Origin of the sequence: Kitasatospora sp. CB01950, from assembly GCF_001905465.1 — a bacterium.
Lineage (GTDB): Bacteria > Actinomycetota > Actinomycetes > Streptomycetales > Streptomycetaceae > Kitasatospora.
The window spans coordinates 72,717-96,182 of the sequence record NZ_LISX01000008.1; the positions used below are offsets into that span (position 1 = coordinate 72,717).

At 71.8% G+C, this 23,466-nt stretch carries 23 protein-coding genes, 5 tRNA genes and 1 pseudogene; 9 read left to right on the forward strand and 20 right to left on the reverse strand.

Features of this window, described 5'->3' with window-relative positions; translation table 11 throughout:
- Positions 1-57: 57 nt before the first annotated feature.
- The gene (rpmB, locus tag AMK19_RS20815) at positions 58-243 is read left to right on the forward strand and encodes a 50S ribosomal protein L28 (RefSeq protein ID WP_073813963.1); all 186 of its coding nucleotides are present in this window, start codon (positions 58-60) and stop codon (positions 241-243) included.
- Between the two features lie 156 nt (positions 244-399).
- On the opposite strand, the gene thiD is transcribed toward rpmB, so the two are convergent.
- From thiD to AMK19_RS20830, 3 genes are all read right to left on the reverse strand, one after another.
- Complete coding sequence (gene thiD, locus AMK19_RS20820; RefSeq protein WP_073813965.1) at positions 400-1,203, reverse strand: bifunctional hydroxymethylpyrimidine kinase/phosphomethylpyrimidine kinase; 804 nt, start codon at positions 1,201-1,203, stop codon at positions 400-402.
- Positions 1,204-1,234: 31 nt separating this feature from the next.
- The gene (locus AMK19_RS20825; protein WP_073813967.1) at positions 1,235-2,260 is read right to left on the reverse strand and encodes an ATP-dependent 6-phosphofructokinase; all 1,026 of its coding nucleotides are present in this window, start codon (positions 2,258-2,260) and stop codon (positions 1,235-1,237) included.
- Between the two features lie 131 nt (positions 2,261-2,391).
- Entirely contained in the window at positions 2,392-3,360 is a 969-nt protein-coding gene (locus AMK19_RS20830; RefSeq protein WP_073813969.1) for a thiamine-phosphate kinase, read from the reverse strand.
- A 170-nt stretch (positions 3,361-3,530) separates the two neighbouring features.
- Here AMK19_RS20830 and AMK19_RS20835 point away from each other — a divergent pair, with 170 nt between their 5' ends.
- Both AMK19_RS20835 and AMK19_RS20840 read left to right on the forward strand, forming a co-directional pair.
- Entirely contained in the window at positions 3,531-3,764 is a 234-nt protein-coding gene (locus tag AMK19_RS20835; RefSeq protein WP_073813971.1) for an Lrp/AsnC family transcriptional regulator, read from the forward strand.
- 19 nt (positions 3,765-3,783) lie between these two features.
- The gene (locus tag AMK19_RS20840; protein ID WP_073813973.1) at positions 3,784-4,320 is read left to right on the forward strand and encodes a DUF3515 domain-containing protein; all 537 of its coding nucleotides are present in this window, start codon (positions 3,784-3,786) and stop codon (positions 4,318-4,320) included.
- A 58-nt stretch (positions 4,321-4,378) separates the two neighbouring features.
- Here AMK19_RS20840 and AMK19_RS20845 read toward each other — a convergent pair whose 3' ends face one another.
- From AMK19_RS20845 to AMK19_RS20855, 3 genes are read right to left on the reverse strand one after another with little or no spacing between them, the layout of a single operon-like run.
- On the reverse strand, positions 4,379-5,521 hold the full coding sequence (locus AMK19_RS20845; RefSeq protein ID WP_073813975.1) for a D-alanine--D-alanine ligase family protein: 1,143 nt from the start codon (positions 5,519-5,521) through the stop codon (positions 4,379-4,381).
- Between the two features lie 30 nt (positions 5,522-5,551).
- Positions 5,552-6,535 carry an NAD(P)H-dependent glycerol-3-phosphate dehydrogenase gene (locus tag AMK19_RS20850; RefSeq protein WP_073814475.1) on the reverse strand — a complete coding sequence of 328 codons (984 nt, stop codon included), beginning with the start codon at positions 6,533-6,535 and terminating at the stop codon, positions 5,552-5,554.
- Between the two features lie 14 nt (positions 6,536-6,549).
- Entirely contained in the window at positions 6,550-7,353 is an 804-nt protein-coding gene (locus tag AMK19_RS20855) for a lysophospholipid acyltransferase family protein (protein ID WP_073813977.1), read from the reverse strand.
- A 343-nt stretch (positions 7,354-7,696) separates the two neighbouring features.
- Between AMK19_RS20855 and cofC the strand changes: the two are divergent.
- Positions 7,697-8,305, forward strand: a pseudogene (gene cofC, locus AMK19_RS37365) (2-phospho-L-lactate guanylyltransferase); the annotation flags it as partial.
- Positions 8,306-8,555: 250 nt separating this feature from the next.
- Here cofC and AMK19_RS20865 read toward each other — a convergent pair.
- Together AMK19_RS20865 and AMK19_RS20870 are read right to left on the reverse strand one after the other, a co-directional pair.
- On the reverse strand, positions 8,556-8,948 hold the full coding sequence (locus tag AMK19_RS20865; protein WP_073813979.1) for a hypothetical protein: 393 nt from the start codon (positions 8,946-8,948) through the stop codon (positions 8,556-8,558).
- Entirely contained in the window at positions 8,945-9,190 is a 246-nt protein-coding gene (locus AMK19_RS20870) for a hypothetical protein (protein WP_143200318.1), read from the reverse strand. Before AMK19_RS20870 ends, AMK19_RS20865 begins: the two co-directional genes overlap by 4 nt.
- A gap of 141 nt (positions 9,191-9,331) precedes the next feature.
- Here AMK19_RS20870 and AMK19_RS20875 point away from each other — a divergent pair, with 141 nt between their 5' ends.
- Entirely contained in the window at positions 9,332-10,072 is a 741-nt protein-coding gene (locus AMK19_RS20875) for a GntR family transcriptional regulator (RefSeq protein ID WP_073813983.1), read from the forward strand.
- Positions 10,073-10,349: 277 nt separating this feature from the next.
- On the opposite strand, the gene AMK19_RS20880 is transcribed toward AMK19_RS20875, so the two are convergent.
- The 4 genes from AMK19_RS20880 to leuC form a co-directional block, all read right to left on the reverse strand.
- A complete protein-coding gene (locus tag AMK19_RS20880; protein ID WP_073813987.1) occupies positions 10,350-10,997 on the reverse strand; it encodes an HU family DNA-binding protein in 648 nt (215 codons plus the stop codon).
- 133 nt (positions 10,998-11,130) lie between these two features.
- Entirely contained in the window at positions 11,131-11,421 is a 291-nt protein-coding gene (locus AMK19_RS20885) for a hypothetical protein (RefSeq protein ID WP_380477574.1), read from the reverse strand.
- A gap of 147 nt (positions 11,422-11,568) precedes the next feature.
- Positions 11,569-12,165, reverse strand: coding sequence for a 3-isopropylmalate dehydratase small subunit (gene leuD / locus AMK19_RS20890; protein WP_073813991.1), 597 nt, complete (start codon positions 12,163-12,165; stop codon positions 11,569-11,571).
- A gap of 3 nt (positions 12,166-12,168) precedes the next feature.
- Complete coding sequence (gene leuC, locus AMK19_RS20895) at positions 12,169-13,590, reverse strand: 3-isopropylmalate dehydratase large subunit (RefSeq protein ID WP_073813994.1); 1,422 nt, start codon at positions 13,588-13,590, stop codon at positions 12,169-12,171.
- A 233-nt stretch (positions 13,591-13,823) separates the two neighbouring features.
- On the opposite strand from leuC, the gene AMK19_RS20900 reads away from it, so the two are divergent.
- On the forward strand, positions 13,824-14,537 hold the full coding sequence (locus tag AMK19_RS20900) for an IclR family transcriptional regulator (protein WP_073813998.1): 714 nt from the start codon (positions 13,824-13,826) through the stop codon (positions 14,535-14,537).
- Between the two features lie 231 nt (positions 14,538-14,768).
- Here AMK19_RS20900 and AMK19_RS20905 read toward each other — a convergent pair.
- The 8 genes from AMK19_RS20905 to AMK19_RS20940 all read right to left on the reverse strand — a co-directional run bounded on the left by AMK19_RS20905 (position 14,769) and on the right by AMK19_RS20940 (position 18,028).
- Positions 14,769-14,843, reverse strand: a tRNA-Gln gene (locus tag AMK19_RS20905).
- 4 nt (positions 14,844-14,847) lie between these two features.
- Positions 14,848-14,920, reverse strand: a tRNA-Glu gene (locus tag AMK19_RS20910).
- 17 nt (positions 14,921-14,937) lie between these two features.
- Positions 14,938-15,010: transfer RNA gene (locus tag AMK19_RS20915), tRNA-Glu, on the reverse strand.
- Positions 15,011-15,044: 34 nt separating this feature from the next.
- Positions 15,045-15,117 (reverse strand) — tRNA-Glu (locus AMK19_RS20920).
- A gap of 22 nt (positions 15,118-15,139) precedes the next feature.
- Positions 15,140-15,211, reverse strand: a tRNA-Gln gene (locus AMK19_RS20925).
- Positions 15,212-15,409: 198 nt separating this feature from the next.
- A complete protein-coding gene (gene gltX, locus AMK19_RS20930) occupies positions 15,410-16,927 on the reverse strand; it encodes a glutamate--tRNA ligase (protein ID WP_073814002.1) in 1,518 nt (505 codons plus the stop codon).
- Positions 16,924-17,721, reverse strand: coding sequence for a fumarylacetoacetate hydrolase family protein (locus AMK19_RS20935; protein ID WP_073814006.1), 798 nt, complete (start codon positions 17,719-17,721; stop codon positions 16,924-16,926). Before AMK19_RS20935 ends, gltX begins: the two co-directional genes overlap by 4 nt.
- A gap of 103 nt (positions 17,722-17,824) precedes the next feature.
- On the reverse strand, positions 17,825-18,028 hold the full coding sequence (locus AMK19_RS20940; RefSeq protein WP_073814010.1) for a hypothetical protein: 204 nt from the start codon (positions 18,026-18,028) through the stop codon (positions 17,825-17,827).
- Positions 18,029-18,551: 523 nt separating this feature from the next.
- On the opposite strand from AMK19_RS20940, the gene AMK19_RS20945 reads away from it, so the two are divergent.
- The 3 genes from AMK19_RS20945 to AMK19_RS20955 form a co-directional block, all read left to right on the forward strand.
- The gene (locus AMK19_RS20945) at positions 18,552-22,478 is read left to right on the forward strand and encodes a nitrate- and nitrite sensing domain-containing protein (RefSeq protein ID WP_073814015.1); all 3,927 of its coding nucleotides are present in this window, start codon (positions 18,552-18,554) and stop codon (positions 22,476-22,478) included.
- A 13-nt stretch (positions 22,479-22,491) separates the two neighbouring features.
- Positions 22,492-22,905, forward strand: a complete 414-nt coding sequence (locus AMK19_RS20950) for a roadblock/LC7 domain-containing protein (RefSeq protein ID WP_030057391.1) — start codon at positions 22,492-22,494, stop codon at positions 22,903-22,905.
- A gap of 170 nt (positions 22,906-23,075) precedes the next feature.
- Positions 23,076-23,466 (forward strand): DUF742 domain-containing protein (locus tag AMK19_RS20955; RefSeq protein WP_073814020.1); only part of this gene is annotated, 391 nt, incomplete at its 3' end.

The following is a 23,466-nucleotide window of genomic DNA, read 5'->3' on the forward strand; positions in this document are numbered from 1 at the left end:
TGCCTGGAACACCCCGGGCTGTTCAAGTTCCTGATCTGAAGTCTTGGAGTGACTCCTGTGGCTGCCAACTGCGACGTCTGCGGCAAGGGCCCGGGCTTCGGCAACAGCATCTCCCACTCGCACCGCCGCACCCCCCGTCGTTGGAACCCCAACATTCAGACGGTGCGCGCTGTGGTTGGACGCACGCCGAAGCGCCTGAATGTCTGCACCTCGTGCATCAAGGCCGGTAAGGTCTCGCGCTGACGCGTAACCGGTACGCCGGTCACCTTCTCGCTCGGTGAAAGCCGATCACGCCCTTCGGGGATCGTGGTCGGCTTTCGCCTTTTCTGTTGTCAGGGGCTCGGGGAACGGCGGGGCCGGGTCTGCGGTCGCGGCCCCGCCGTTCCCCGAGCCGCTGTCCTACCTTCTCGCCTGCCAGAAGTGGTCCACCGGCCCGATGCCGGCACCGAGCGGGAAGCCGTGTTCGATGGCGCCCGTCACGTAGGCCTTGGCGTTCGCGACCGCCTCCGGCATCTCGTCGCCCTTGGCGAGTTGCGCGGCGATGGCGCTGGCGAGGGTGCAGCCGGTGCCGTGGGTGTGGCGGTTGTCGTGGCGGGGGGCCCGGTACCAGTGGGTTTCGCCGGTGGGGCCGAGGAGGAGGTCGGCGGCTTCGCCTTCGAGGTGGCCGCCCTTGACGAGGGTCCAGCGGGGGCCGAGGTCGCGGAGCGCCTTCGCGGCGTCGAGCATGTCGCTTTCGCCGGTGACCTCGAGGCCGGTGAGTTGGGTCACTTCGTGCAGGTTGGGGGTGACCAGGGTGGCGACCGGCAGGAGGCGCTCGCGGACGGTGAGCACGGCCTCCGCGGCGAGCAGCGCGTCGCCGTGCTTGGAGACGCCGACGGGATCGACGACCACGGGGGCGGGGGCGTCGGCGAGGAGCGCGGAGACGGTTTCGACGAGTTCGATCGAGGCGAGCATGCCGGTCTTGATCGCCTGGACGCCGATGTCGTCGACGACGCTGCGGTACTGGGCGCGGACGGCTTCGGCGGGGAGTTCCCAGTAGCCCTGGACGCCGAGCGAGTTCTGCGCGGTGACGGCGGTGATGACGCTCATGCCGTGGACGCCGAGGGCGAGCATCGCCTTGAGGTCGGCCTGGATACCGGCACCGCCGCCGCTGTCGGAGCCGGCGACGGTGAGCACCCGGGGCGGGGCGGTGTTGATGGTCATGCGCCCCAACCTACCCACCGGCGGATTCGTGTCAGAGCACGGCCTCGGATTCGATCCAGCGGCCCGCCGGGACGGTCTTGAGCTGGACGACGGCGTCGGCGATCGGGGTGAGGTGGATCTCGGTGCGGCGCAGCGCGGTGAAGTGTCCGAAGGCGCCCTGGTGGACGGCTTCGACGGCGTGCCAGCCGAAGCGGGTGGCGAGGACGCGGTCGAGTGCGGTGGGGGTGCCGCCGCGCTGGGTGTGGCCGAGGATGACCGGGCGGGCCTCCTTGCCGAGGATGTTCTCCAGTTCGACGGCGAGCCGGGTGCCGATGCCGCCGAAGGTCTGGTGGCCGAACCGGTCGACTTCGCCGTGTTCGAAGCGCAGGGTGCCGGGCAGGGGTTGGGCGCCTTCGGCGACGGCGACGATGGCGAACTTCTTGCCGCGCCGGAAGCGGTCCTCGATCATCCGGGCGACGGCTTCGATGTCGAAGGGCTTCTCGGGGATGAGGATGCCGTGGGCGCCGCCGGCCATGCCCGCGGTGAGGGTGATCCAGCCGGTGTGGCGGCCCATCAACTCGACGACCATGACGCGTTGGTGGGACTCGGCGGTGGTCTTGAGGCGGTCGATGGCCTCGGTGGCGACGTGCACGGCGGTGTCGAAGCCGAAGGTGACGTCGGTGGCGTCGATGTCGTTGTCGATGGTCTTGGGGACGCCGACGACGGGGAGTCCGGCGTCGCTGAAGAGTTTGGCGGCGGTGAGGGTGCCTTCGCCGCCGATCGCGATCAGGGCGTCGATGCCGATCCGGGCGGCGAGTTCGGCGGAGTTCTCGACCGCCCAGCGGATCTTCTCGCGCTGCACCCGGGCGGAGCCGAGGATGGTGCCGCCGAGGGTGAGCAGGCCGGTGACGTCGTCGTGCGAGATCGGGCGGGTGCGGCTCTCGATCAGGCCGAGGAAGCCGTCCTCGATGCCGAGGATCTCGTCGCCGTGGACGTCGGTGCCGCGGTGCACGACGGAGCGGATCACCGCGTTGAGTCCGGGGCAGTCGCCGCCGCTGGTGAGAACGCCGATGCGCATGGTGGCTGTGCTCTCCTGCTCCCGGGGGCCACGGGCCCCCGCGTAGGTGGACCGGGCCGTCGAGGCGGTCGGCCCGCCCGACATCCGTCACCCTACGCGGTCGGCGCGCTGCCTCCGGGGAGCCACAAGGCCTACTGTTCGGCGAAGTGGTCCCAGCCCGCGGTGCGGTCCCAGGGGGCGCCGTCGACCGTGACCACTCCCCCGCGGCCGGTCCGGGCCGGGCGCACCACTTCGCCGATCTTCCGCCAGCGGGACGGGAGTTGGACGCTCTTGGGGAAGGTCGCCACGATCGCGTGGTCCTCGCCGCCGGACAGCACCCACACCAGCGGGTCGACGCCGACGGCCTGGCCGATGTCGGCCATCTGCGCGGGGACGTCGAAGTCGGCGGCGTGCAGGTCGATGTCGACGGCGCTGGCCCGGGCGACGTGGCCGAGGTCGGCGACCAGCCCGTCGGAGACGTCCACCATGGCGGTGGCGCCGAGGTCGCTGGCGGCGGGGCCGGCGTGGTACGGCGGTTCGGGGCGGCGGTGCGCCTCGACGAAGGCCCGCGGGGAGCGGAAGCCGCGCTGCAGGACGGTCAGGCCGGCGGCGGACCAGCCGAGCCAGCCGGTGACGGCGACGACGTCGCCGACCTGGGCGCCGGAGCGCACCACGGGCCGCCGGCCCTGGAGGTCGCCGAGCGCGGTGATGGCGAGGGTGATGGTGTCGCCGCGGACCACGTCGCCGCCGACCACGGTGGCACCGGCGACCTGGCATTCGTCGCGCAGGCCGTCCATCAGTTCGGTGGCCCAGGTGGTGGGCAGGTCGGCGGGGGCGACCAGGCCGAGCAGCAGGGCGGTGGGGACGGCGCCCATCGCGGCGATGTCGGCGAGGTTCTGCGCGGCGCACTTGCGGCCCACGTCGTACGCGGTGGACCAGTCGCGGCGGAAGTGCCGGCCCTCGATGAGGACGTCGGTGGTGGCGACCACCCGGCCGTCGGGGGCCTTGACGACGGCGGCGTCGTCACCGGGCCCGAGTTCCACCGCCGGCGTCATCGGCAGCCGCGCGGTCAGTTCCCGGATGAGCCCGAACTCGCCGAGCTCGCCCACGGTCCCCTGCATCAGCCCGTCCTCCCGCGTTCTTCACGTGATCCGTCTGGGGTGCGCCCCCCGCGCGGCAGCGTACGCCCTCGGAGGGTGCGGAGGTCTCCCCTGTGCCGCTGTCGCGCGGTAGCGTGGTGATCAGACTGCCGGTCAGCAACTCCCCCCACCCAGCCGCCTGGAGGTCCACCGTGGTGCAGGCGTACATCCTGATTCAGACCGAGGTGGGCAAGGCCACCGCGGTCGCCGAGTCCATTGCCAAGATCCCCGGCGTGCTCACCGCCGAGGACGTCACCGGCCCGTACGACGTGATCGTCCGGGCCGAGTCGGAGTCGATCGACGAACTGGGCCGCCTGGTGGTGGCGAAGGTGCAGCAGGTGGACGGGATCACCCGTACCCTCACCTGTCCGGTGGTCCGCCTGTAGGGGCGCTTACCATCGACGGGTGTCTTCTCGCGACCTCCTGAACCGCCTCCCCGCGCCGGTCCGCTGGTTCGGACCCCCCGCCGTCCTGCTGGCCGTGACGGCGGGGCTGGTCGCGTTCTGGAACGGCGACCCGGACGTGGCGCCGCCGACGCCGAGCGCCCAGGCCGCCGAGTACTGCCGGGCGCTGGACGCGAAGCTGCCGGGCGACGTGCTCGGCCACCCGCGCAAGGACCCGTCCCCGGCCTCGCCGTACACCGCCGCCTGGGCGTCCTCGCCCCGCACCGTGCTGACCTGCGGCGGGGACCGGCCGGACTACCTGAACTCCGCCCGGATGGGCCCGTGCATCGACGAGGTCAGCTGGGGCGTGAACGAGGACGGCCAGGGCGGCTACTGGTTCGCCACGGGTCTGCGCAAGGCGTACGTGGAGGTGCACGTCCAGTCCGGCGCGTACCCCAACTACGCGGACCCGCTGAGCTCGTTCTCGGACGCCATCCGGTCGACCATCCCGGTGATCAACGACAAGGCCGAGTCGGAGTGCTTCGGCACCGACGCCTAGGGCCTGTCCGGTCGACAGGCCCTGGCGTCGTCAGCCGGGCGTCGTCAGCCGGGCGTCGTCAGCGCAGGCCGGTGGAGCGGCGCAGCGCCGCGGCCAGCAGGCGGTCGATCAGCTCGGCGTAGGGCACTCCGGTGGCCTCCCACATCTTGGGGTAGGCGGAGATCGGCGTGAAGCCGGGCATGGTGTTGATCTCGTTGACCATCCACCGGCCGTCGTTCAGCAGGAAGAAGTCGACCCGGGCCAGGCCCTCGCAGCCGAGGCCCTCGAAGACCTCGACGGCCTGCCGCTGGAGTTCGGTGCGCTCGGCGTCGGTGAGCTTGGCCGGGATCTCGACCTCGGAGGAGTCGATGTACTTGGCCTCGAAGTCGTAGAACTCGAAGTCGGCGTCGACCAGCACCTCGGCGGGCACCGAGGCGCGCGGGCCGTCCTCGAACTCCAGCACGCCGCACTCGATCTCGCGGCCCTCGACGCCCTTCTCCACGATCACCTTGGGGTCGTGGCGGCGCGCCTCGTCGATCGCGGCGTCCAGGTCGGCGAGGTCCTTGACCTTGGTGATGCCGATCGAGGAGCCGGCCCGGCAGGGCTTGACGAACAGCGGCAGGCCGAGCGCGGCGATCCGCCCGCGGGCGGCGGCGCGGCCGTCCTCGGTCTGCCACTCGCGCGGCTTGACCACCGTGTACTCGCCCGCGTACAGGCCGAGCGACTCGATGATCCGCTTGGTGAACTCCTTGTCCATGCCGACCGAGCTGGCCAGCACGCCGGAGCCGACGTACGGCACCCCGGAGAGCTCCAGCAGGCCCTGCAGGGTGCCGTCCTCGCCCCAGGGGCCGTGCAGCAGCGGCAGCACCACGTCGACCTCGCCGAGCACCTTGGGTGCGGCGCCGGGCTCGCTCCACACGACCTCCCGGTTGCCGGGGGCGACGGGCAGCGCCACCTGGCCCTCGGTGGACTCGGCGACCTGGTCGACGTCGGGCATCCGGCCGTCGGTGATCGTCATCCGGGCGGGTTCGTCGCCGACCAGGGCCCAGCGGCCCTCGTGGGTGATGCCGATCGGCAGCACCTCGTACTTGCTGCGGTCGATCGAGCGCAGCACGCTGGCGGCGGTGACCACGGACACGCCGTGCTCGGAGCTCCGACCGCCGAAGACGATCGCGACGCGCGGCTTGGCCGACTGGTTCGGGGAGGTCTGTTCGATGCTCATAACGGCGTTGAGACTACCGTCCGATTCCCGTCATCGGCGCTCCGGCTTGGCCGAACGGGCCATCAAGCCCTCCAGCACCTCCTGCGTCGGACGGCCGTTGTGGACGACGTCGACCACCGCTTCGACGATCGGCATCTCCACGCCGTTGCGGCGCGCCAGGTCGAGCACCGACTCGCAGGACTTCACGCCCTCCGCGGTCTGGCTGGTCGCCGCGATGGTCTCGGCGAGCGTCATGCCGCGGCCCAGGTTGGTGCCGAAGGTGTTGTTCCGGGACAGCGGCGAGGAGCACGTCGCCACCAGGTCGCCCATGCCCGCGAGGCCCGCGAAGGTGTGCGCGTCGGCGCCCAGGCGCAGGCCGAGCCGGGTGGTTTCGGCCAGCCCGCGGGTGATCAGGGTGGCCTTGGTGTTGTCGCCCAGGCCCATGCCGTTGGCCATGCCGACCGCCAGGCCGATCACGTTCTTCACCGCGCCGCCGAGCTCGCAGCCCACCACGTCGGTGTTGGTGTAGGGGCGGAAGTACGGGGTGTGGCAGGCCTTCTGGAAGCGCTTGGCGACCTCCTCGTCGGTGCACGCGACCACGGTGGCGGCGGGCTGCCGGTTGGCGATCTCGCCGGCCAGGTTGGGGCCGGACACCACCACGACGCGCTCCGGGCCGACCTGCGCGACCTCCTCGATGACCTCGCTCATCCGCTTCGCGGTGCCGAGTTCGATGCCCTTCATCAGGCTGACCAGCACGGTGTCCGGGCCCAGCAGCGGCGCCCAGTGCGCGAGGTTGTCGCGCAGCGTCTGGGACGGCACCGAGAGCACCGCGAAGTCCGCGCCGGCCAGCGCGGCGGCCGCGTCGGTGGTCGCCCGGATCGACGGCGGGAGCGCCCGGCCCGGCAGGTAGTCCGGGTTGACGTGCTCCCTGTTGATGGCGTCGGCGAGTTCCTGCCGGCGGCCCCACAGGGTCACCTCGCAGCCGGCGTCGGCCAGGATCATCGCGAAGGCGGTGCCCCAGGAGCCCGTCCCCATCACGGCGCAGCGGGTCACCGGCCGCCCTCCTCGGCGGCGCGCTCGCGCTTGGCCTCGGCGGCCGTGGCCCGCTCCCGGGCGGCCTTGCGCATGTCGTAGCGCTCGGCGGGGGCCTGCTCGCCGCGGATCCCCTCCAGCACGGCGGTGATCGCCGCCATGATGTCGTCGGTGGCGTCGCGCAGCACCTGGGCGGTGATCTCCTGCCCCTGGTACTTGCTGAGGTCCACGGCCGGGCCGGCCGCCACCGTCACCTTGTGGCGCGGGAACAGGTGGTACTTGCCCCTACCGCCCTTGCCGTACGGCGGGATGATCTCCTGCGCGCCCCAGTGCGCGACCGGGATCACCGGCGCGCCCGTCATCAGCGCGACCCGGGCGGCGCCGCTCTTGCCGGTCATCGGCCACATGCCCGGGTCCCGGGTGAGGGTGCCCTCCGGGTAGAACTGCACGCACTGCCCGGAGTTGACCGCCTCGATCGCGGCCCGGAACGCGTCCGCGGCGTCGGTGGACTCCCGGAACACCGGGATCTGGCCGGTCTTGCGCAGCATGAAGCCGATGAACGGCACCTGGAACAGCGAGGACTTGGCGAGTATCCGCGGCGGGCGGCCCGAGTTGTACTGCCAGTGCCCGTAGAACACCGGGTCGATCACCGAGTTGTGGTTCACCACCGCGATGAAGCCCTCCTTCGCGGGCAGGTGCTCCCAACCCCGCCAGTCCGTCGTCGCCAGGGCGTTTGTCACCGGCTTCACGAGCGCGGCCGCCAGGCGGTACCAGATCCCGTAGTCGCCGTTTCCGAACCTGGCGTTAGAGCGGCGGGCCACCCAGCTCCTCCTCTTTCGCGCGGCGTCCCGCCCGGGCGGTGCCGCTGGTCTCTCTCCCTCGCCGGGGGGCCGGGCAGCGGCTCCGAGGCGCCGACCAGTCTCACCCGCGAGGGAAGTCCGTGTCGAGCAGCCACCACCGCCACCGGCCGACCGGGACCCGCCGACCGCCCCGGGCGCGCGACCCGGAGCCGGTGGCCAAGCCTCCCCGGCGGACGCCACAATGACGCCGATGACAGAGGACACCGTACGCCCCGCCGCCGACCGCCCGTCCGCCCCGGGGGCGGGGCCGGGCAGCCGGTCCGAGCTGCGGCAGGACGGTGCGGCAGCATCGTCCGGCTGGACCATGGTCGTCCCGTTGAAGCCGCCCGGCGAGGGGAAGAGCCGCCTGGCGGCGCTCGGCGGGCTGCGGCCCCGACTCGCGTTGGCCTTCGCGCTCGACACCGTCGCCGCGGCGCTCGCCTGCCCCGCGGTCGGACGGGTGCTGGTGGTCGGACGGGATCCGCGCGCCGCGAGTGCGCTGCGCGCGCTGGGGGCGACGGTCCTCGACGACGAACCCGGCGACGGCCTCAACCAGGCGTTCCTGCACGGCACTGCCGCCGCGCACCGGCTGCACCCCCGCTCCCCCGTCGCCACCCTCTGCGCGGACCTGCCGGCGCTGCGGCCCGCCGAACTCGCCCGTGTGCTGGCCGCCGTGCCCCCGCACGGCCGGGCCTTCCTCGCGGACGCCCTCGGCACCGGGACGGCACTGCTCGCCGCACCGGCCGGCGCGCCGCTGCGCCCGTCCTTCGGGCCGGGCTCCCGGGAGCGGCACGCGGCCGGCGGGGCGACCGAGATAAGGCTCCTCGACGTGCCGTCCGTCCGGCAGGACGTCGACACCCCCGAGGACCTGGCCGCGGCCCACGAACTCGGCCTCGGCCCGGCCACCGACGCCCTGCTCCGACGCTCTATGCTGCTTCCCATGCAGGCCACCGCGTTCAGCTTCGACCCCACGACCCGCTCCGGCTCGGTCCTGCTCGACGACGGCACCCCCCTCCCGTTCGACGCCCCGGCCTTCGACGCCGGCGGCCTCCGACTGCTCCGCCCCGGCCAGCGGCTGCGCATCCGCACCGCCGGCGAGGGCCCTGCCCGCCGCGTCGTCTTCCTCACCCTCCCGACCTTCCCGGACCCCGAGTCCGTCTGACGCCCGCCGACCGGGGCGCCGGTCAGGCGCTGCGCGGGAGGCGCTCCTCCGGGTCGGGGAACCCGACCGTGTCGTGCAGGCAGAGCGCCATCACGGCCGGGGTGTTGAGCAACTCCAGGCGCTTCGGGGCGGGTTGCAGCGGGCCGTCACTGGTGGGGACCACCCTGATCTGGCGGTTGTGGCCGAGCAGGACGAAGCTCAGCAGCAGGTGGCCGTCCCTGGCCAGGAACCCCTCGGTGCGCTGCGCGGCGTCGGGGCCGAAGAAGTAGCGGTAGGCCTCGTACTGCGTCCACCCCAGCGGGAGCGTGCGGAGCGTGCCCCAGAGTGAGGCGAGCGCGTCCGCGAGGGACGCGAACGAGGTCGTTTCGGTGATGCCTTCGATGCTGGCGGCGTATCCGGTCTGCGGGCCCTTCACGGCGGCTCCTGGGGCGGGTCGAGTTCGGCCCAGATGGTGTCGGACCGGGCGGTGTGGCGATGTCCGTAGCGGTCGGCCTCGGTGAGGACGTCGAGAAGCACCAGGTGGGTCTCGGCGTCCGGGTTTCCGGCGAGGGTGGCTTCGATCCGGTAGCCGCCGCCGGGGAGGCGGCGGATCCGGGCTTCGGCCCCGGTGGCGGCGGCGAGCCTGGATGCAAGGTCGAACACCCTGGTGGTTCGCACGTCACGCCCCTCCCCCGAAGTCGGCCGATCACGCAAAGTGAATCTAAGCCATTAGATTCCACCTGATGCATTAGATTGTCAAGCTGAATCACCCGTCCTGCCGCAGCCCGGCAGGTCTCGCCTTCCGCCGGGAGATGCCAGATGCCGTCACAGGACCCGCCGTACCTCCGCATCGCGGACCATCTGCGCCGCCGCGTGGAGAACGAGGAGTGGGCGATCGGTGAGCGGCTGCCGTCCCGTGCGCAGTTGGCCGTGAACTACGGCGTCGGGGCCAACGTGCTCCAGCGGGCGATGGAAGTCCTCATCGCCGAAGGCCTGTTGGAGGGTCGGGCGGGTTCCGGCACCTACCTGCGCGAGCCGGTCGATCGGCACCCGATGCGGCGCGTGCGCTCGGCCGCCGCGTTCCCGGCTTCCGCCGTGCCGGACGGGAGTTGGGAGTCGCACAGCGATTCCCGGGTGGAGCCGCCGCCCGCGATCGCGCGCCGACTCGGCCTGGAACCGGGCGAGTTGACGGTGCACACCCGCTACGAGTTCATGCTGGAGCACAAGCCGGTCCAACTCGCCGAGTCCTGGGAGCCGATGGCGATCACCACCGGAACTCCCGTCCTGCTCCCGGAGTTGGGGCCGCTGGCCGGCCGGGGCGTGGTGCAGCGGATGGCCTCCATCGGCATCCGGGTGGTGCGCGCGGAGGAACGCCCGCGCCCGGGGCGGGCGACGGCGGAGCAGGCGAATCTGCTCGGGATCGGCACCGGCGACCCGGTGATGCTGATCGAGCGGACGTATCTGGACGACTCCGGCCGAGCGGTGGAGACCGCGGATCTGGTCATTCCGGATTCCCGCTGGGAGATCATCTACGAGCTGCCGGTGGAACAGCCGGAGTAATTCCTTCCGGCTCGACGCATTTCCCGGCCGCCGGCCCGGAGAGCCGTACCCGGTGTCACACTCGGCGCCGCACTCGGCATCGCACGCGCGGCGGCGCGGAGCGGTTGCACAGGCCGTTGCATCGGCCGTTGCACAGACCGTTCCATCGGCCGTTGCAGGGCGCGAAAAGGCCGCGACGGCCCCGTCCCGGGTCTCCGGAGGTCCGGGTTCCCTGGCATGGGGCCGTCACGGCCTGGCCGCCCCGGCGCCGACTGTCCGGCACCGGGCTCGGTGCGACTTACTTGGCGGTGGACTTGCGCGCCGTGGTCTTGCGCGCGGTGGTCTTCTTCGCCGGAGCGGTCTTCTTGGCCGCGGCCTTCTTGGTGGCGGCCGCGGTGGTGGTCTTCTTCGCCGCGGTGGTCTTGGTGGTGGTGGCCTTCTTGACCGCGGTGGCCTTCTTCGCCGCCGTGGTGGCGGTCTTCTTGGCGGCGGCGGTCTTGGCGGTGGTCGCCTTCTTGGCCGCGGCCTTCTTGGTCGCCGGGGCGGCGGCAGCGGCAGCACGCTTGGTGGCGGCGCGCTTGGCGGCCGGGGTGGCGGCAACGCCGGACTTGCCCGGGGTCAGCGAGCCCTTGGGGGCCTTCTTCACGGACGGGCCGTCCTTCGGCAGCTTCTTGCTGCCGGAGACGAGGTCCTTGAAGCCCTGGCCGGGGCGGAACCGCGGCACGGCGGTCTTCTTGACCTTGACCCGCTCACCGGTCTGCGGGTTGCGGGCGAAGCGCGCCGAGCGCTCCACCTTCTCGAAGGTGCCGAAACCGGTGACCGACACCCGGTCACCCGCCACGACGGCACGCACCATGGTGTCGAGCACTGCGTCGACGGCCTCTGCGGCAGCCTTGCGACCGCCCAGCTGCTCGGCCACCGCTTCGACAAGCTGAGCCTTGTTCACGTCTTCCCCTTCGGAAACGGGCGCCGGATGATTCCATCCGTTCTTTTCGCACGTTAGGTATGTATCTGCGGACTTTCAATTACCAAACGCGTGAATCACCCTAGTGTCGCAACGTATTTGCGCATGGAGGTGCTCACCGGGGCGGCATCCGCCCCTCGTCGAGGTCCTGCACAAAGCGACTCAACCGCCGTGCCGCCTCCGGGAGATCACGCTTGGCGGTCTCGGTGACGATCAGCAGTTGTCGGGTGAGAGCGGTCTTTGCGTCCGTCGACACGTTCAGCGCGTGAACGCGGGCGTGGGCTTGCTTCAACCGCTCGGCCACCAGTGCGTGGAGCAGGGTGACTTCCGAGTCGGCAGCACCCTCCCGACCCTCCGAGGACGCGGGTTCGCCACCTGCGTACGGCGGTTCGGGGTTGTGGTGCATGCAACGATTGTGCCATCTGTACGCAGTTGCGCTGAACCAGGGTCTATTCCCGGCTGACGAACTCCCCTGCGAACAACGAAGACCCGCCCCGGAGGGGGGCGGGTCTTGTTGTCCGGCTGTGTTGTCTGCGTGTCAAAAAGCGGAGACTCAGGCAGCCGGGAGGGTACGCGGCTTGAAGCTCGGCCGCGTCGCTTCGAACGCCGAGACATCGGCCTCGTTCTGCAGGGTGATGCTGATGTCGTCCAGGCCGTTCAGCAGCCGCCAACGCACGTTGTCGTCCAGCTCGAACGGAGCGGTGACGCCTTCCGCGCGGACCTCGCGGGCCTCCAGGTCGACGGTGATCTCCACCGTCGGGTCGGCCTCCGTCAACTCCCAGAGCCGTTCCACGGTCTCCTGCGGCAGAACCACCGTCAGCAGGCCGTTCTTCAGCGAGTTGCCGCGGAAGATGTCGGCGAAGCGGGAGGAGACGACGGCCTGGAAGCCGTAGTTCTGCAGCGCCCAGACGGCGTGCTCGCGGGACGAGCCGGTGCCGAACTCGGGGCCCGCCACCAGGACCGAGGCGCCCTGGCGCTCGGGGCGGTTGAGAACGAACTCCTCGTCCTTGCGCCAGGCCTCGAACAGCCCGTCCTCGAAGCCGGAACGGGTGACCTTCTTCAGCCAGTGCGCCGGGATGATCTGGTCGGTGTCCACGTTCGAGCGGCGCAGCGGAACGGCGCGGCCGGTGTGGGTGGTGAACTTCTCCATGGCTCAGGCCTCCACGGCAACGTTGTTCGGCAGGTCGGACGGTGCGGCCAGACGGCCGACCAGCGCGGTGGCCGCGGCGACCTGGGGAGAGACCAGGTGGGTGCGCCCGCCCTTGCCCTGGCGGCCCTCGAAGTTGCGGTTCGAGGTGGACGCGCAGCGCTCGCCCGGGGCCAGCTGGTCGGGGTTCATGCCCAGGCACATCGAGCAGCCGGCGTGCCGCCACTCGGCGCCCGCGGCGGTGAACACCTTGTCCAGGCCCTCCTCGACGGCCTGCAGGGCGACCCGGACGGAGCCCGGAACGACCAGCATCCGCACGCCGTCCGCGATCCGACGGCCCTCCAGGACGGCGGCCGCGGCGCGCAGGTCCTCGATCCGGCCGTTGGTGCAGGAGCCGACGAACACGGCGTCGACCTTGACCTCGCGCAGCGGGGTGCCGGCCTCCAGGCCCATGTACTTCAGGGCGTTCTCGGCGGCGACCCGCTCCTGCGGGTCCTCGAAGTCGGCCGGGTTCGGCACGCTGGCGCCCAGCGGCGCGCCCTGGCCCGGGTTGGTGCCCCAGGTGACGAACGGGGTCAGCTCGGCGGCGTCGATGAACACCTCGGCGTCGAACACCGCGTCCTCGTCGGTGGCCAGGGTCTCCCAGTAGGCGACCGCGGCGTCCCAGTCCGCGCCCTGTGGGGCGTGCGGACGGCCCTGCAGATAGTCGAAGGTGGTGCGGTCCGGGGCGATCATGCCGGCCCGGGCGCCCGCCTCGATGGACATGTTGCAGATCGTCATCCGGGCCTCCATGGAGAGGCTGCGGATCGCCGAACCGCGGTACTCCAGGACGTAGCCCTGGCCGCCGCCGGTGCCGATCTTGGTGATCACGGCCAGGATCAGGTCCTTGGCGGTGACGCCCTCGGGCAGCTCGCCCTCGACGGTGATCGCCATGGTCCTGAACGGGGCCAGCGGCAGCGTCTGGGTGGCCAGCACGTGCTCGACCTGGCTGGTGCCGATGCCGAACGCCAGTGCGCCGAAAGCGCCGTGGGTGGAGGTGTGGGAGTCGCCGCACACCACGGTCATGCCCGGCTGGGTCAGACCCAGCTGCGGGCCGACCACGTGCACCACGCCCTGCTCGACGTCGCCCAGCGAGTGGATGCGCACGCCGAACTCCTCGGCGTTCTTGCGCAGCGTCTCCAGCTGCACCCGGGAGACCGGGTCGGCGATCGGCTTGTCGATGTCCAGGGTGGGGGTGTTGTGGTCCTCCGTGGCGATCGTCAGATCGGTACGGCGCACCTGACGACCGGCCAGCCGGAGCCCGTCGAACGCCTGCGGGCTGGTCACCTCGTGCAGCAGGTGCAGGTCGATGTAGAGCAGGTCGGGCTCGCCCTCGGCGCGCCGGACGACGTGGTCGTCCCAGACCTTCTCTGCGAGTGTCCGTCCCATCGGATTCCCTCCAGCCGGCCGCTCTGCCGGCCTTCTCGTGATCGTCGAGGTCTTGTCCCGTGCCGCCGTGAAAGGCTTGCTCGGCATCGTGACCCGCACGCCGGACCGTCCAGCATCCGGACACCGTGGTACGGGTCCGCGCTGGGTGTTCTCCCGGGCTGCTGGCTCCAGAGTGGCGGTTTTCCCGGAAGATTGAACTTGCGTCTCGCTGATTGAGACTGCAGTATCGAGACATGGACAACACTAGCGGCGTCGGCGTTCTCGACAAGGCCGCTCTGGTGCTGAGTGCACTGGAGTCGGGCCCCGCCACGTTGGCGGGGCTGGTCGCCGCCACCGGTCTGGCCCGGCCCACCGCCCACCGACTCGCCGTCGCACTCGAACACCACCGCCTGGTCACCAGGGACATGCAGGGCCGCTTCATTCTCGGCCCCCGGCTCGCCGAACTCTCCGCCGCCGCAGGCGAAGACCGGCTCCTCGCCGCGGCCGGGCCGGTGCTCACGCACCTGCGCGACGTGACGGGCGAGAGCGCGCAGCTCTATCGCCGCCAGGGCGAGATGCGGATCTGCGTGGCCGCGGCCGAGCGTCTCTCGGGCCTGCGCGACACCGTGCCGGTCGGCTCCACCCTCCCGATGAAGGCCGGCTCCGCCGCGCAGGTCCTGCTCGCCTGGGAAGAGCCCGAGCGCCTCCACCGCGGCCTCCAAGGCGCGCGGTTCACCGCCACCGCGCTCAGCGGCGTCCGCCGCCGCGGCTGGGCCCAGTCCATCGGCGAACGCGAACCCGGTGTGGCCTCCGTCTCCGCCCCCGTCCGCGGCCCCTCCAACCGCGTCGTCGCCTCCGTCTCCGTCTCCGGCCCCATCGAACGCCTCACCCGCCACCCGGGGCGGCTCCACGCCCAGGCCATCATCGAAGCCGCCAACCGCCTCACCGAGGCCCTCCGCCGCAGCTGAGACCCCCACCCGCCCACCTGCCCCCGGCCCTCCCGCCGGGGGCAGACGCGTTTGGGAGCGGACACGGCAGCAAGACGGAACGCGGAGCCGACTCCCCACAGCAAGCCGCAAGCGAAGCGCCGTGGTGCCCGTGGGCTGGGGGTGCACGGGCGGGTGGGCGGGCGGGGTGGGCCGGAAACGCAAAAAAGCCCCGGTTTCCCGGAGCTTGTTCACTACTCTATGAGTTTTTCTTGGCTGGGGTACCAGGACTCGAACCTAGACTAAATGAACCAGAATCACTCGTGCTGCCAATTACACCATACCCCAAAAGTACCCCCGACCGGATTCGAACCGGCGCTACCGCCTTGAGAGGGCGGCGTGCTAGGCCGCTACACAACGGGGGCCCTAGCGCGAATGAGAGTACCCCCGACCGGATTCGAACCGGCGCTACCGCCTTGAGAGGGCGGCGTGCTAGGCCGCTACACAACGGGGGCGTGTCTCATTCATTCTGCAATTGTCAAGATTGCGTACCCCCGACCGGATTCGAACCGGCGCTACCGCCTTGAGAGGGCGGCGTGCTAGGCCGCTACACAACGGGGGCTTTGCTGCACTTGCGTACTGCGCTGGGGTACCAGGACTCGAACCTAGACTAACTGAACCAGAATCAGTCGTGCTGCCAATTACACCATACCCCACCAGAGTTCAACCCCCTTGCAGGGATCTTCCTCGGTGTCTTGCGCCTCCCTGCCCGGGCGGCGCAGAAAGAACATTACCCGACGCCCCGCCCGGCTCCAAAATCGATAACCGCAGGCCGTGCGCCGGACACCTGCGGGCCAGGTCAAGGACCTGGCCCGCGAGGGGTCGGACGGGCCCTCAGGGGGCCTGGTCGCGGCTCAGGAGGCCGGCAGCAGCTCCAGCGCGGCGAGCAGGCGGCGCAGCGTCTCCTCGCGGCCCAGCAGCTCCATGGACTCGAACAGCGGCGGCGAGACCCGACGCCCGGTCACGGCCACCCGCAGCGGGGTGAAGGCGAACTTGGGCTTGATGCCGAGGCCTTCGACCAGGGCCTCGCGCAGCGCGGCCTGGATCGGGTCGGGGGTGAAGTCCGTCAGCTCGGTGAGCGCCTTGACGGAGGCTTCGAGGACCGGCCGGGCGTCGGCGTTGAGCACCTTCGCGCCGTCCTCCGGGTCGACCGCGAAGTCGGCGGGGGCGACGAACAGGAAGCCGGCCATCGTGACGATCTCGGAGAGGACGATCATCCGCTCCTGGGTGAGCGGCGCGACCTTGCCGAGCAGTTCGAGCTGCGCGGCGGTCGGCTCGGCGGGGAGCAGCCCGGCGGCCTGGAGGTAGGGCACCAGGCGGTTGACGAACTCCTCGGGGGCGAGCCGACGGACGTGCTCGGCGTTGATGTGCTCGGCCTTCTTGAGGTCGAAGCGCGCCGGGTTGCCGTTGACGTCGTCGATGTCGAAGGCGGCGACCATCTCGTCGATGTCGAAGATGTCGCGGTCCTCGGAGAGCGACCAGCCCAGCAGGGCAAGGTAGTTGAGCAGGCCCTCGGGCAGGAAGCCGCGCTCGCGGTACAGGTTGAGCGAGGCCTGCGGGTCGCGCTTGGAGAGCTTCTTGTTGCCCTCGCCCATCACGTACGGCAGGTGGCCGAAGCGCGGGGTGGTGCCGTTGCCGACGCCGATGTCCGCGAGGGCGGCGTAGAGGGCGATCTGACGCGGGGTGGAGGAGAGCAGGTCCTCGCCGCGCAGGACGTGGGTGATCTCCATCAGGGCGTCGTCGACCGGGTTGACCAGGGTGTACAGCGGGGCGCCGTTGGCCCGGACGATGCCGTAGTCGGGGACGTCCTTCGGGTCGAAGGAGATCGGGCCGCGGACCAGGTCGTCGAAGGACAGCGTGGTGTCGGGCATCCGGAAGCGGAGGATCGACGGGCGGCCCTCCTGCTCGTAGACGGCGATCCGGTCGGCCGTCAGGTCGCGGCAGTGGCCGTCGTAGCCGGAGGGCTTGCCGGCGGCGCGGGCGGCCTCGCGGCGGGCGTCCAGCTCCTCGGTGGTGCAGTAGCAGGGATAGGCGTGGCCGGCCTCGCGCAGGCGGTTGGCGACGTCCGCGTAGATGTCCATCCGCTGCGACTGGCGGTACGGGGTGTGCGGGCCGCCGATCTCCGGGCCCTCGTCCCAGTCGAAGCCGAGCCAGCGCATGGCGTCGAGCAGCTGGTTGTAGGACTCCTCGGAGTCGCGGGCGGCGTCGGTGTCCTCGATGCGGAACACCAGGGTGCCGCCGTTGTGGCGGGCGTAGGCCCAGTTGAAGAGCGCCGTGCGGACCAGGCCGACGTGCGGGTTCCCGGTCGGGGACGGGCAGAAGCGGACCCGGACGTCGGGATTCTTGTCAGACACGGTTACTGCATCCTTCATCGCTTGACGACCTTGTTGGCGAGGGTGCCGATGCCTTCGACGGAGACGGCGACCTCGTCGCCGATGTTCAGGGGGCCGACACCTGCGGGGGTGCCGGTGAGGATGACGTCGCCCGGGAGCAGGGTCATCGCCTCGGAGATGTGCGCGACCAGTTCGGCGACCGAGCGGGCCATCTGGGAGGTGCGGCCGGCTTGGCGGAGCTCGCCGTTGACGGTGCAGGTGACGGCCAGGTCGGCGGGGTCGAGGTCGGTCTCGATCCACGGGCCGAGCGGGCAGGAGGTGTCGAAGCCCTTGGCGCGGGCCCACTGGCCCTCGCGCTGCTGCACGTCGCGGGCGGTGACGTCGTTGGCGCAGGTGTAGCCGAAGATCACTTCGGGGACCCGGTCGAGCGGCACCTCGCGGCACATCCGGCCGATCACCACGGCGAGTTCGGCCTCGTACTGGACGTCCGAGGAGAACGGCGGGTACGCGATGGACTCGGAGGGGCCGATGACGGCGGTGGAGGGCTTGAAGAACGTCAGCGGGACGGGCGGGACGTCGTTGCCCAGTTCGGCGGCGTGGTCGGCGTAGTTGCGGCCGACCGCCACGATCTTGCTGGGGAGCATCGGGGCCAGCAGTCGGACGTCCTGCAGGCGGTGGCTCTCGCCCGTCGGCTGGGGGGTGCCGAAGGGGTGGCCGGCGAGGGTGTGCACCACCAGCGATTCGGGTTGTGCGGCGTCCCCCTCGATGATTCCGAAGGAGACCGAGCCCGCCGCGGGGCTCCCTTCACGGACGGAGAACCTGGCGATACGCACAGCCCTGCAACCTCTCGGTTCGTCGGCCGCCCGGACGCTCCCGGGCGGTTGCCGAGCCCGCAGTACCGGGCCCGGCTGTGACACCAGGTTATCGGCGCTGTGGTCAGTCCTGCGGCAGGCGGGGGGCCGGTGCCGCCATCAGGACGGTGCGGCGCGGGTTGGCGGTGGCGCCGGGCAGGGTGGCGGCGTACGCGCGGGGGGTGCGGTCGCCGAAGCCGGGCAGCTGGGAGAAGTCCGCGACGGAGGCCAGGGTGGTGCGGCGCGGGTTGGCCGTGGAGGGGGTGGCCGTCGGGGTCGTCTCGGACATTTGCGTCTGCACCTTGTTTCGCTCGAACGGACTTTTGCGCGGGCCTGCCGCTGGGCAGGCTCCGGTCAACCCTGCCAGGTTAGGGAGCCCATTCCACAGCGGCCGTGACCGAAGCTACACATTCGACTGTGAGTTTGCTCACAATTACCGCCGCAATGGGCACGGAAGTGACGATTCCGGACCAATGGAAAAATCCACCATTGCGGATATCTCGGACATTTGCCGCACAAGCCGATCTTCCTCTTTATTGACATGACTGCGGCGAGTGTCCGAAAAGGACCGTATTCCGAGCGGCCAACAACACGGAACGTGAGACGTTGCACGCAGCGGGTAGCCCTGGACACCGAGTCGTAACGGCCCTTGTTGGACTTCCCCTGCTGTGCTGGAATGCCACGGAAAAACTCGACACCGCTCTCTCTCCGCCCGGCGGGGAAGGGCGCCCGGTCCAGAGGTTGCGACGCCAGTGCAGGGACGTTTCAAGAGGGGCAACGGCGCCGCGGGTGAGCCGGAGTCGCGGGAGCCCGTGTCCGGCCCCCACCAGGCGGCACCGACGACAAGCCAGGGTGAGCGGCCGTTCGGCGCCCCCGCCGAGGCCGCCCCCGACAGCAGTGCCCCAGGCGCCGAGAACGCGCCCAAGCAGCAGGACGGCAGCAGCGCGCCGGCCGACAAGCAGAGCCGCCGCGCCAAGCTGCGCGGCACGCTCAACCGCCGTCGGGCCACCGGTGTGAGCCGCTTCGCCATGCGCAACTGGCGAATCCGTACCCGCCTGATCGCGCTGCTCTTCCTGCCCGTGGCGGTCTCGCTGGTGCTCGGCGGTCTGCGCGTGCAGACCTCCATGGAGAACTCCCGCCAGCTGTCCCAGATGAGCGATCTGGCCGAACTGGCCCGCAACGCCACCGCCCTGGCCAACGCCCTGCAGTACGAGCGCGACGTCTCGGCCGGCCCGCTGGCCGCCGGCGGCTCCGCCGACACCGACCCCGAGATCTCCGACGCGTACAAGCAGACCAACACGCTGTCGAAGACCTTCAACGCCAGCGCGGACAAGTTCGACAACCTCGACCTGGCCGGTTCCAAGACCCTGCTGCTGCAGGTCCGCAAGGACCTCAACACGCTGCCCCGGGCCCGTACCGGCGCGTTCAAGAGCCCCGACAACATCCAGGCCACGATCACCAACTACGACGTGATCATCAAGGACCTGATCGGCGCCACCCAGGACATCGCGATCACCTCGAACTCGACCGAGCTGATCAAGACCACCCGTGCGCTGTTCCAGTTCTCCACGGCCAAGGAGTACACCTCGATGCAGCGCGCGCTGATCAGCGCCGCGCTCGCGAACCCGGGCGGCCCGTCGATGTCGGCCTCCGACGAGACCTTCGGCGTCCGCCTGATGAGCTCCGAGGACAACGCGCTCGCCAACTTCACCGCCATCTACGGCGAGAGCGAGGCCCGCGCGCTGCGTGCCGCGATGAGCTACAACCAGGTCGTCGCCGAGGCCGACCGGTTCTCCAAGGCGGCCCTGAACACCAACGGCATCAAGCAGACCGAGAACTCGTCCTACAAGGACTGGTTCGACAAGTCGACCGCCAAGGTCAACGCCGAGAAGACCATCGAGAACAACCTGCTCAACGTCCTCGACGGCAAGGCCCAGGCGCTGCAGTCCGACATCGACACCGAGTCGGTCATCAACGCCTCGCTGGTCGCCCTGGTGCTCGTCGTCGCCATCGCCGGCGCCGCCCTGGTGGCCCGCTCGATGGTGCGCTCGCTGACCCGTCTGCAGGCCGCCGCCGAGGACGTCGCCGAGCGACGCCTGCCCGAGCTGGTCAAGACGCTCTCCGAGAGCGACCCGCACGACGTCGACGTCACCGTCGAGCCGGTCGGCGTCGACTCCGCCGACGAGATCGGCCACGTGGCGCACGCCTTCGACATGGTGCACCGCGAGGCGGTCCGACTGGCCGCCGAGCAGGCGCTGCTGCGAGGCAACATCAACGCGATGTTCACCAACCTGTCGCGCCGCAGCCAGGGCCTGATCCAGCGCCAGCTGTCGCTGATCTCCGAACTGGAGAGCCGCGAGGCCGACCCGGACCAGCTGGCCTCGCTGTTCAAGCTCGACCACCTCGCCACCCGCATGCGCCGCAACGGCGAAAACCTCCTCGTCCTCGCGGGCGAGGACCCGGGCCGCCGCTGGACCCGCCCCGTCCCGCTGGTCGACGTGCTCCGCGCCGCCGCCTCCGAGGTGGAGCAGTACGAGCGCATCGAACTCGCCTCGGTGCCCACCGCCGAGGTCGCCGGACGCGTCGTCAACGACCTCGTCCACCTGCTCGCCGAGCTGCTGGAGAACGCCACCTCGTTCTCCTCCCCGCAGACCCGGGTCCGGGTCACCGGCCACGCCCTGCCGGACGGCCGGGTGCTGATCGAGATCCACGACACCGGCATCGGCCTCTCCCCCGACGACCTGGCCGACATCAACGAGCGGCTGGCCAACCCGCCGGTCGTGGACGTCTCGGTGTCCCGCCGCATGGGTCTGTTCGTGGTCGGCCGCCTGTCCCTGCGACACGGCATCCGCATTCAGCTCCGCCCGTCCGACTCGGGCGGCACCACCGCGCTGGTCATGCTGCCGGTGGACGTCACCAACTCCGCCGAGCGGCGCGGCAACCGGCCCGGTGCGGGCGCCGGGGCCGGCCAGGGCGGCCGGCAGCAGCGCGGCGTCGCGCCGACGCCGCGTCAGCAGGGCCGCCCGGCGGGCGACCTGCCCGGTGCGCGCACCGCGCTCGGCCAGGGCCCGGCGGCCGGCGGGCAGGGCGGCCAGGGCGGCCGTCCGCAGCTCGGCCAGGGGCCGATGATGGGCGGCAGCCCCGACCTGTTCACCCCGGGCGCTTCGTCCGGCCCGTCCGCGCCCTCGGGCCAGGCGGGCACGGGCAGCCGGCGCGGGCCGAGCGAGGCGCCCGCGCAGGGCGGCTTCGGCCCCGGCGGCGCGTTCGGCACCGGTCCGGCCCAGGGCGGCCGCGCCGGTGGTCTGCCGACCCGTGCGGTCGGCCAGTCGCTGCGTGAGAACCCGGCGCCGGGTGCGTCCGGCCCGGCCGCCCCGGCCGGTCCGGGTGCGGGTGCCGGTGCGGGTGCCGGTGCGCCGGCCGCCGGCGGGCTGCCGCCGCGGCGGGTGCCGGGCGCGTCCGGTGCGCCGGGCCTGCCGGGCGGGCCGGGCGGCCAGGGCGGACTTCCGCCGCGCCGTCCTCAGCCGCCGCAGGGCGGTCCGCGTCGCCCGCAGGGTCCCCAGGGCCCGCAGGCTCCGCTGGGCGGTCCCGAGCGGACCCGTCCGACCGAGGGGCGTCCGGCGCCCGAGGGCCGTCCCGGCCTGGAGAGCCGTCCGGGCGGGGAGCCGACCCAGCACGGCCGGGCCGAGCAGCTGCCGCCGCGCCGTCCGCTGCCGCCGCAGCAGCCGGCCGCGCCGCTGGAGGCCGCCCCGGCGGACCAGTCCGGCGGGTTCGCCCGGCCGCGCTTCGAGGCCTCCGACATCGACCCGCGCGACCCGCTGGGCCTCGGCCTGGTGGAGCCGGTGCTGCCGGACCCGTTGGGTCACGGCGTGCCGGCTGTGGCGCCGCAGGAGCGTCCGGCCCCGCAGCAGTTCGCGGAGCGGCCGCAGCCGATGGCGCTGCCGACCGGCGGCGAGTCGGCCGGCGCGCCGGAGCCGATCCATGAGCAGGTCCGTTCCCGGGGGTACCAGCCGCAGCGGCCCGGTACCAGTGCGCCCGGGTACACCCCGCAGCAGTCCCGGCCGGCCCCGCAGGCCCAGTCCCAGGCACCGGCCCCGCAGCGGCAGGCCGCCCGGCCGCAGCCGCAGGGCGAGCCGTTCCAGCAGCAGCGTCCGCAGGGCGAGCCGTTCCCGCAGGGTGAGCCGTTCCAGCAGCAGCGTCCGCAGGGCATGCCGCAGCGCCCGCTGCCCGGTGGCCCGCAGGGCGCCCCGCAGCGTCCGGTGGCGGACCGCCCGGCCCCCCAGGCCGCGCAGCCGCAGCCCCAGCAGGCCCAGCAGTCGCAGCAGCCGCAGCAGGCCCCGCAGCCGGCCGACGGTCCGGACGCGCCGTGGCGGCCGTCCGCGAACGACGAGCGGTGGCGCCGGGCCGAGCAGATGCGCGAGCCGCAGACCGACGGCCTGACCACCTCGGGGCTGCCTCGCCGCACCCCGCAGGCCAACCTGGTCTCCGGCAGCGCCGAGGCCAGCCCGCTGACGGGCCCGCAGGTCTCGCGCAGCCCCGAGGAGGTGCGCGGCCGGCTGACCAACCTGCGCCGCGGCATCCAGCAGGGCCGCCAGGCCGGTTCGCAGCAGCCGGGCTCCGGCCGTCCCGCGCCGCAGCAGCGGCCGGGCTTCGACTTCGGCGGCACGTCCGAGGGCCACCGGGGAGCCCAGTTCGACGCCGATGGCAACAACGGCTTCGGCCCCGAGCACCAGGAGCGTTGAGTTGAGTCAGATGATGAGCCAGGCCGCCCAGAACCTGAACTGGCTGATCACCAACTTCGTGGACAACACCCCCGGGGTGTCCCACACGGTGGTGGTCTCCGCCGACGGTCTGCTGCTGTGCATGTCCGAGGGGTTCCCCCGGGATCGCGCCGATCAACTGGCCGCGGTCGCTTCCGGGTTGACCTCGCTGACCTCCGGCGCCAGCCGGATCTTCGAGGGCGGCGAGGTCAACCAGACCGTCGTGGAGATGGAGCGCGGGTTCCTGTTCCTGATGGCCGTCAGCGACGGCTCCGCGCTCGCGGTGCTCGCCTCGCCGGACTCCGACATCGGCCTGGTCGGCTACGAGATGGCCCTGCTGGTCGACCGGGCCGGCGCGGTGCTCACCCCGGCACTGCGGGCCGAGCTCCAGGGCAGCCTGCTGCACTGACGGCCGGTCCGGTCCCTCCCGCTCCTTCGCACCACCCTCACCGTGCCGGACCCACTCGAACCCGGGTCCGGCACACCCACCCCCAAGTCTTCGCGGCTCGGTGGCTGACATCCGGTCAGCCGGCCGGCCGAGGGCTCCGGCCGCGAACGACTGCAGCACAAGGAGGACGCATGCCCCCGACACCCGCCGGCAATTACGGAAACGGGTACGGAAACGGCTACGGCGGCCAGCAGTCGGACGGCTACGAGCAGCAGCCGCTGGTCCGCCCGTACGCCATGACCGGCGGACGTACCCGGCCGCGCTACCAGCTGGCCATCGAGGCCCTGATCTCGACCACCGGCACCAACGCGCCGGGCGTGCTGCTCCCCGAGCACGCGCGGATCGTGGCGCTGTGCCGCGAGGTCAAGTCGGTCGCCGAGATCTCCGCGCTGGCGGGAGTCCCGCTCGGGGTGGCCCGCATCCTCGTCGCAGACCTGGCGGAAGCCGGTCTGGTCGCCATCCACCAGCCCGCCGCGGCGGGCGAGTCGGGCGGTACGCCTGACGTCACGCTGCTCGAAAGGG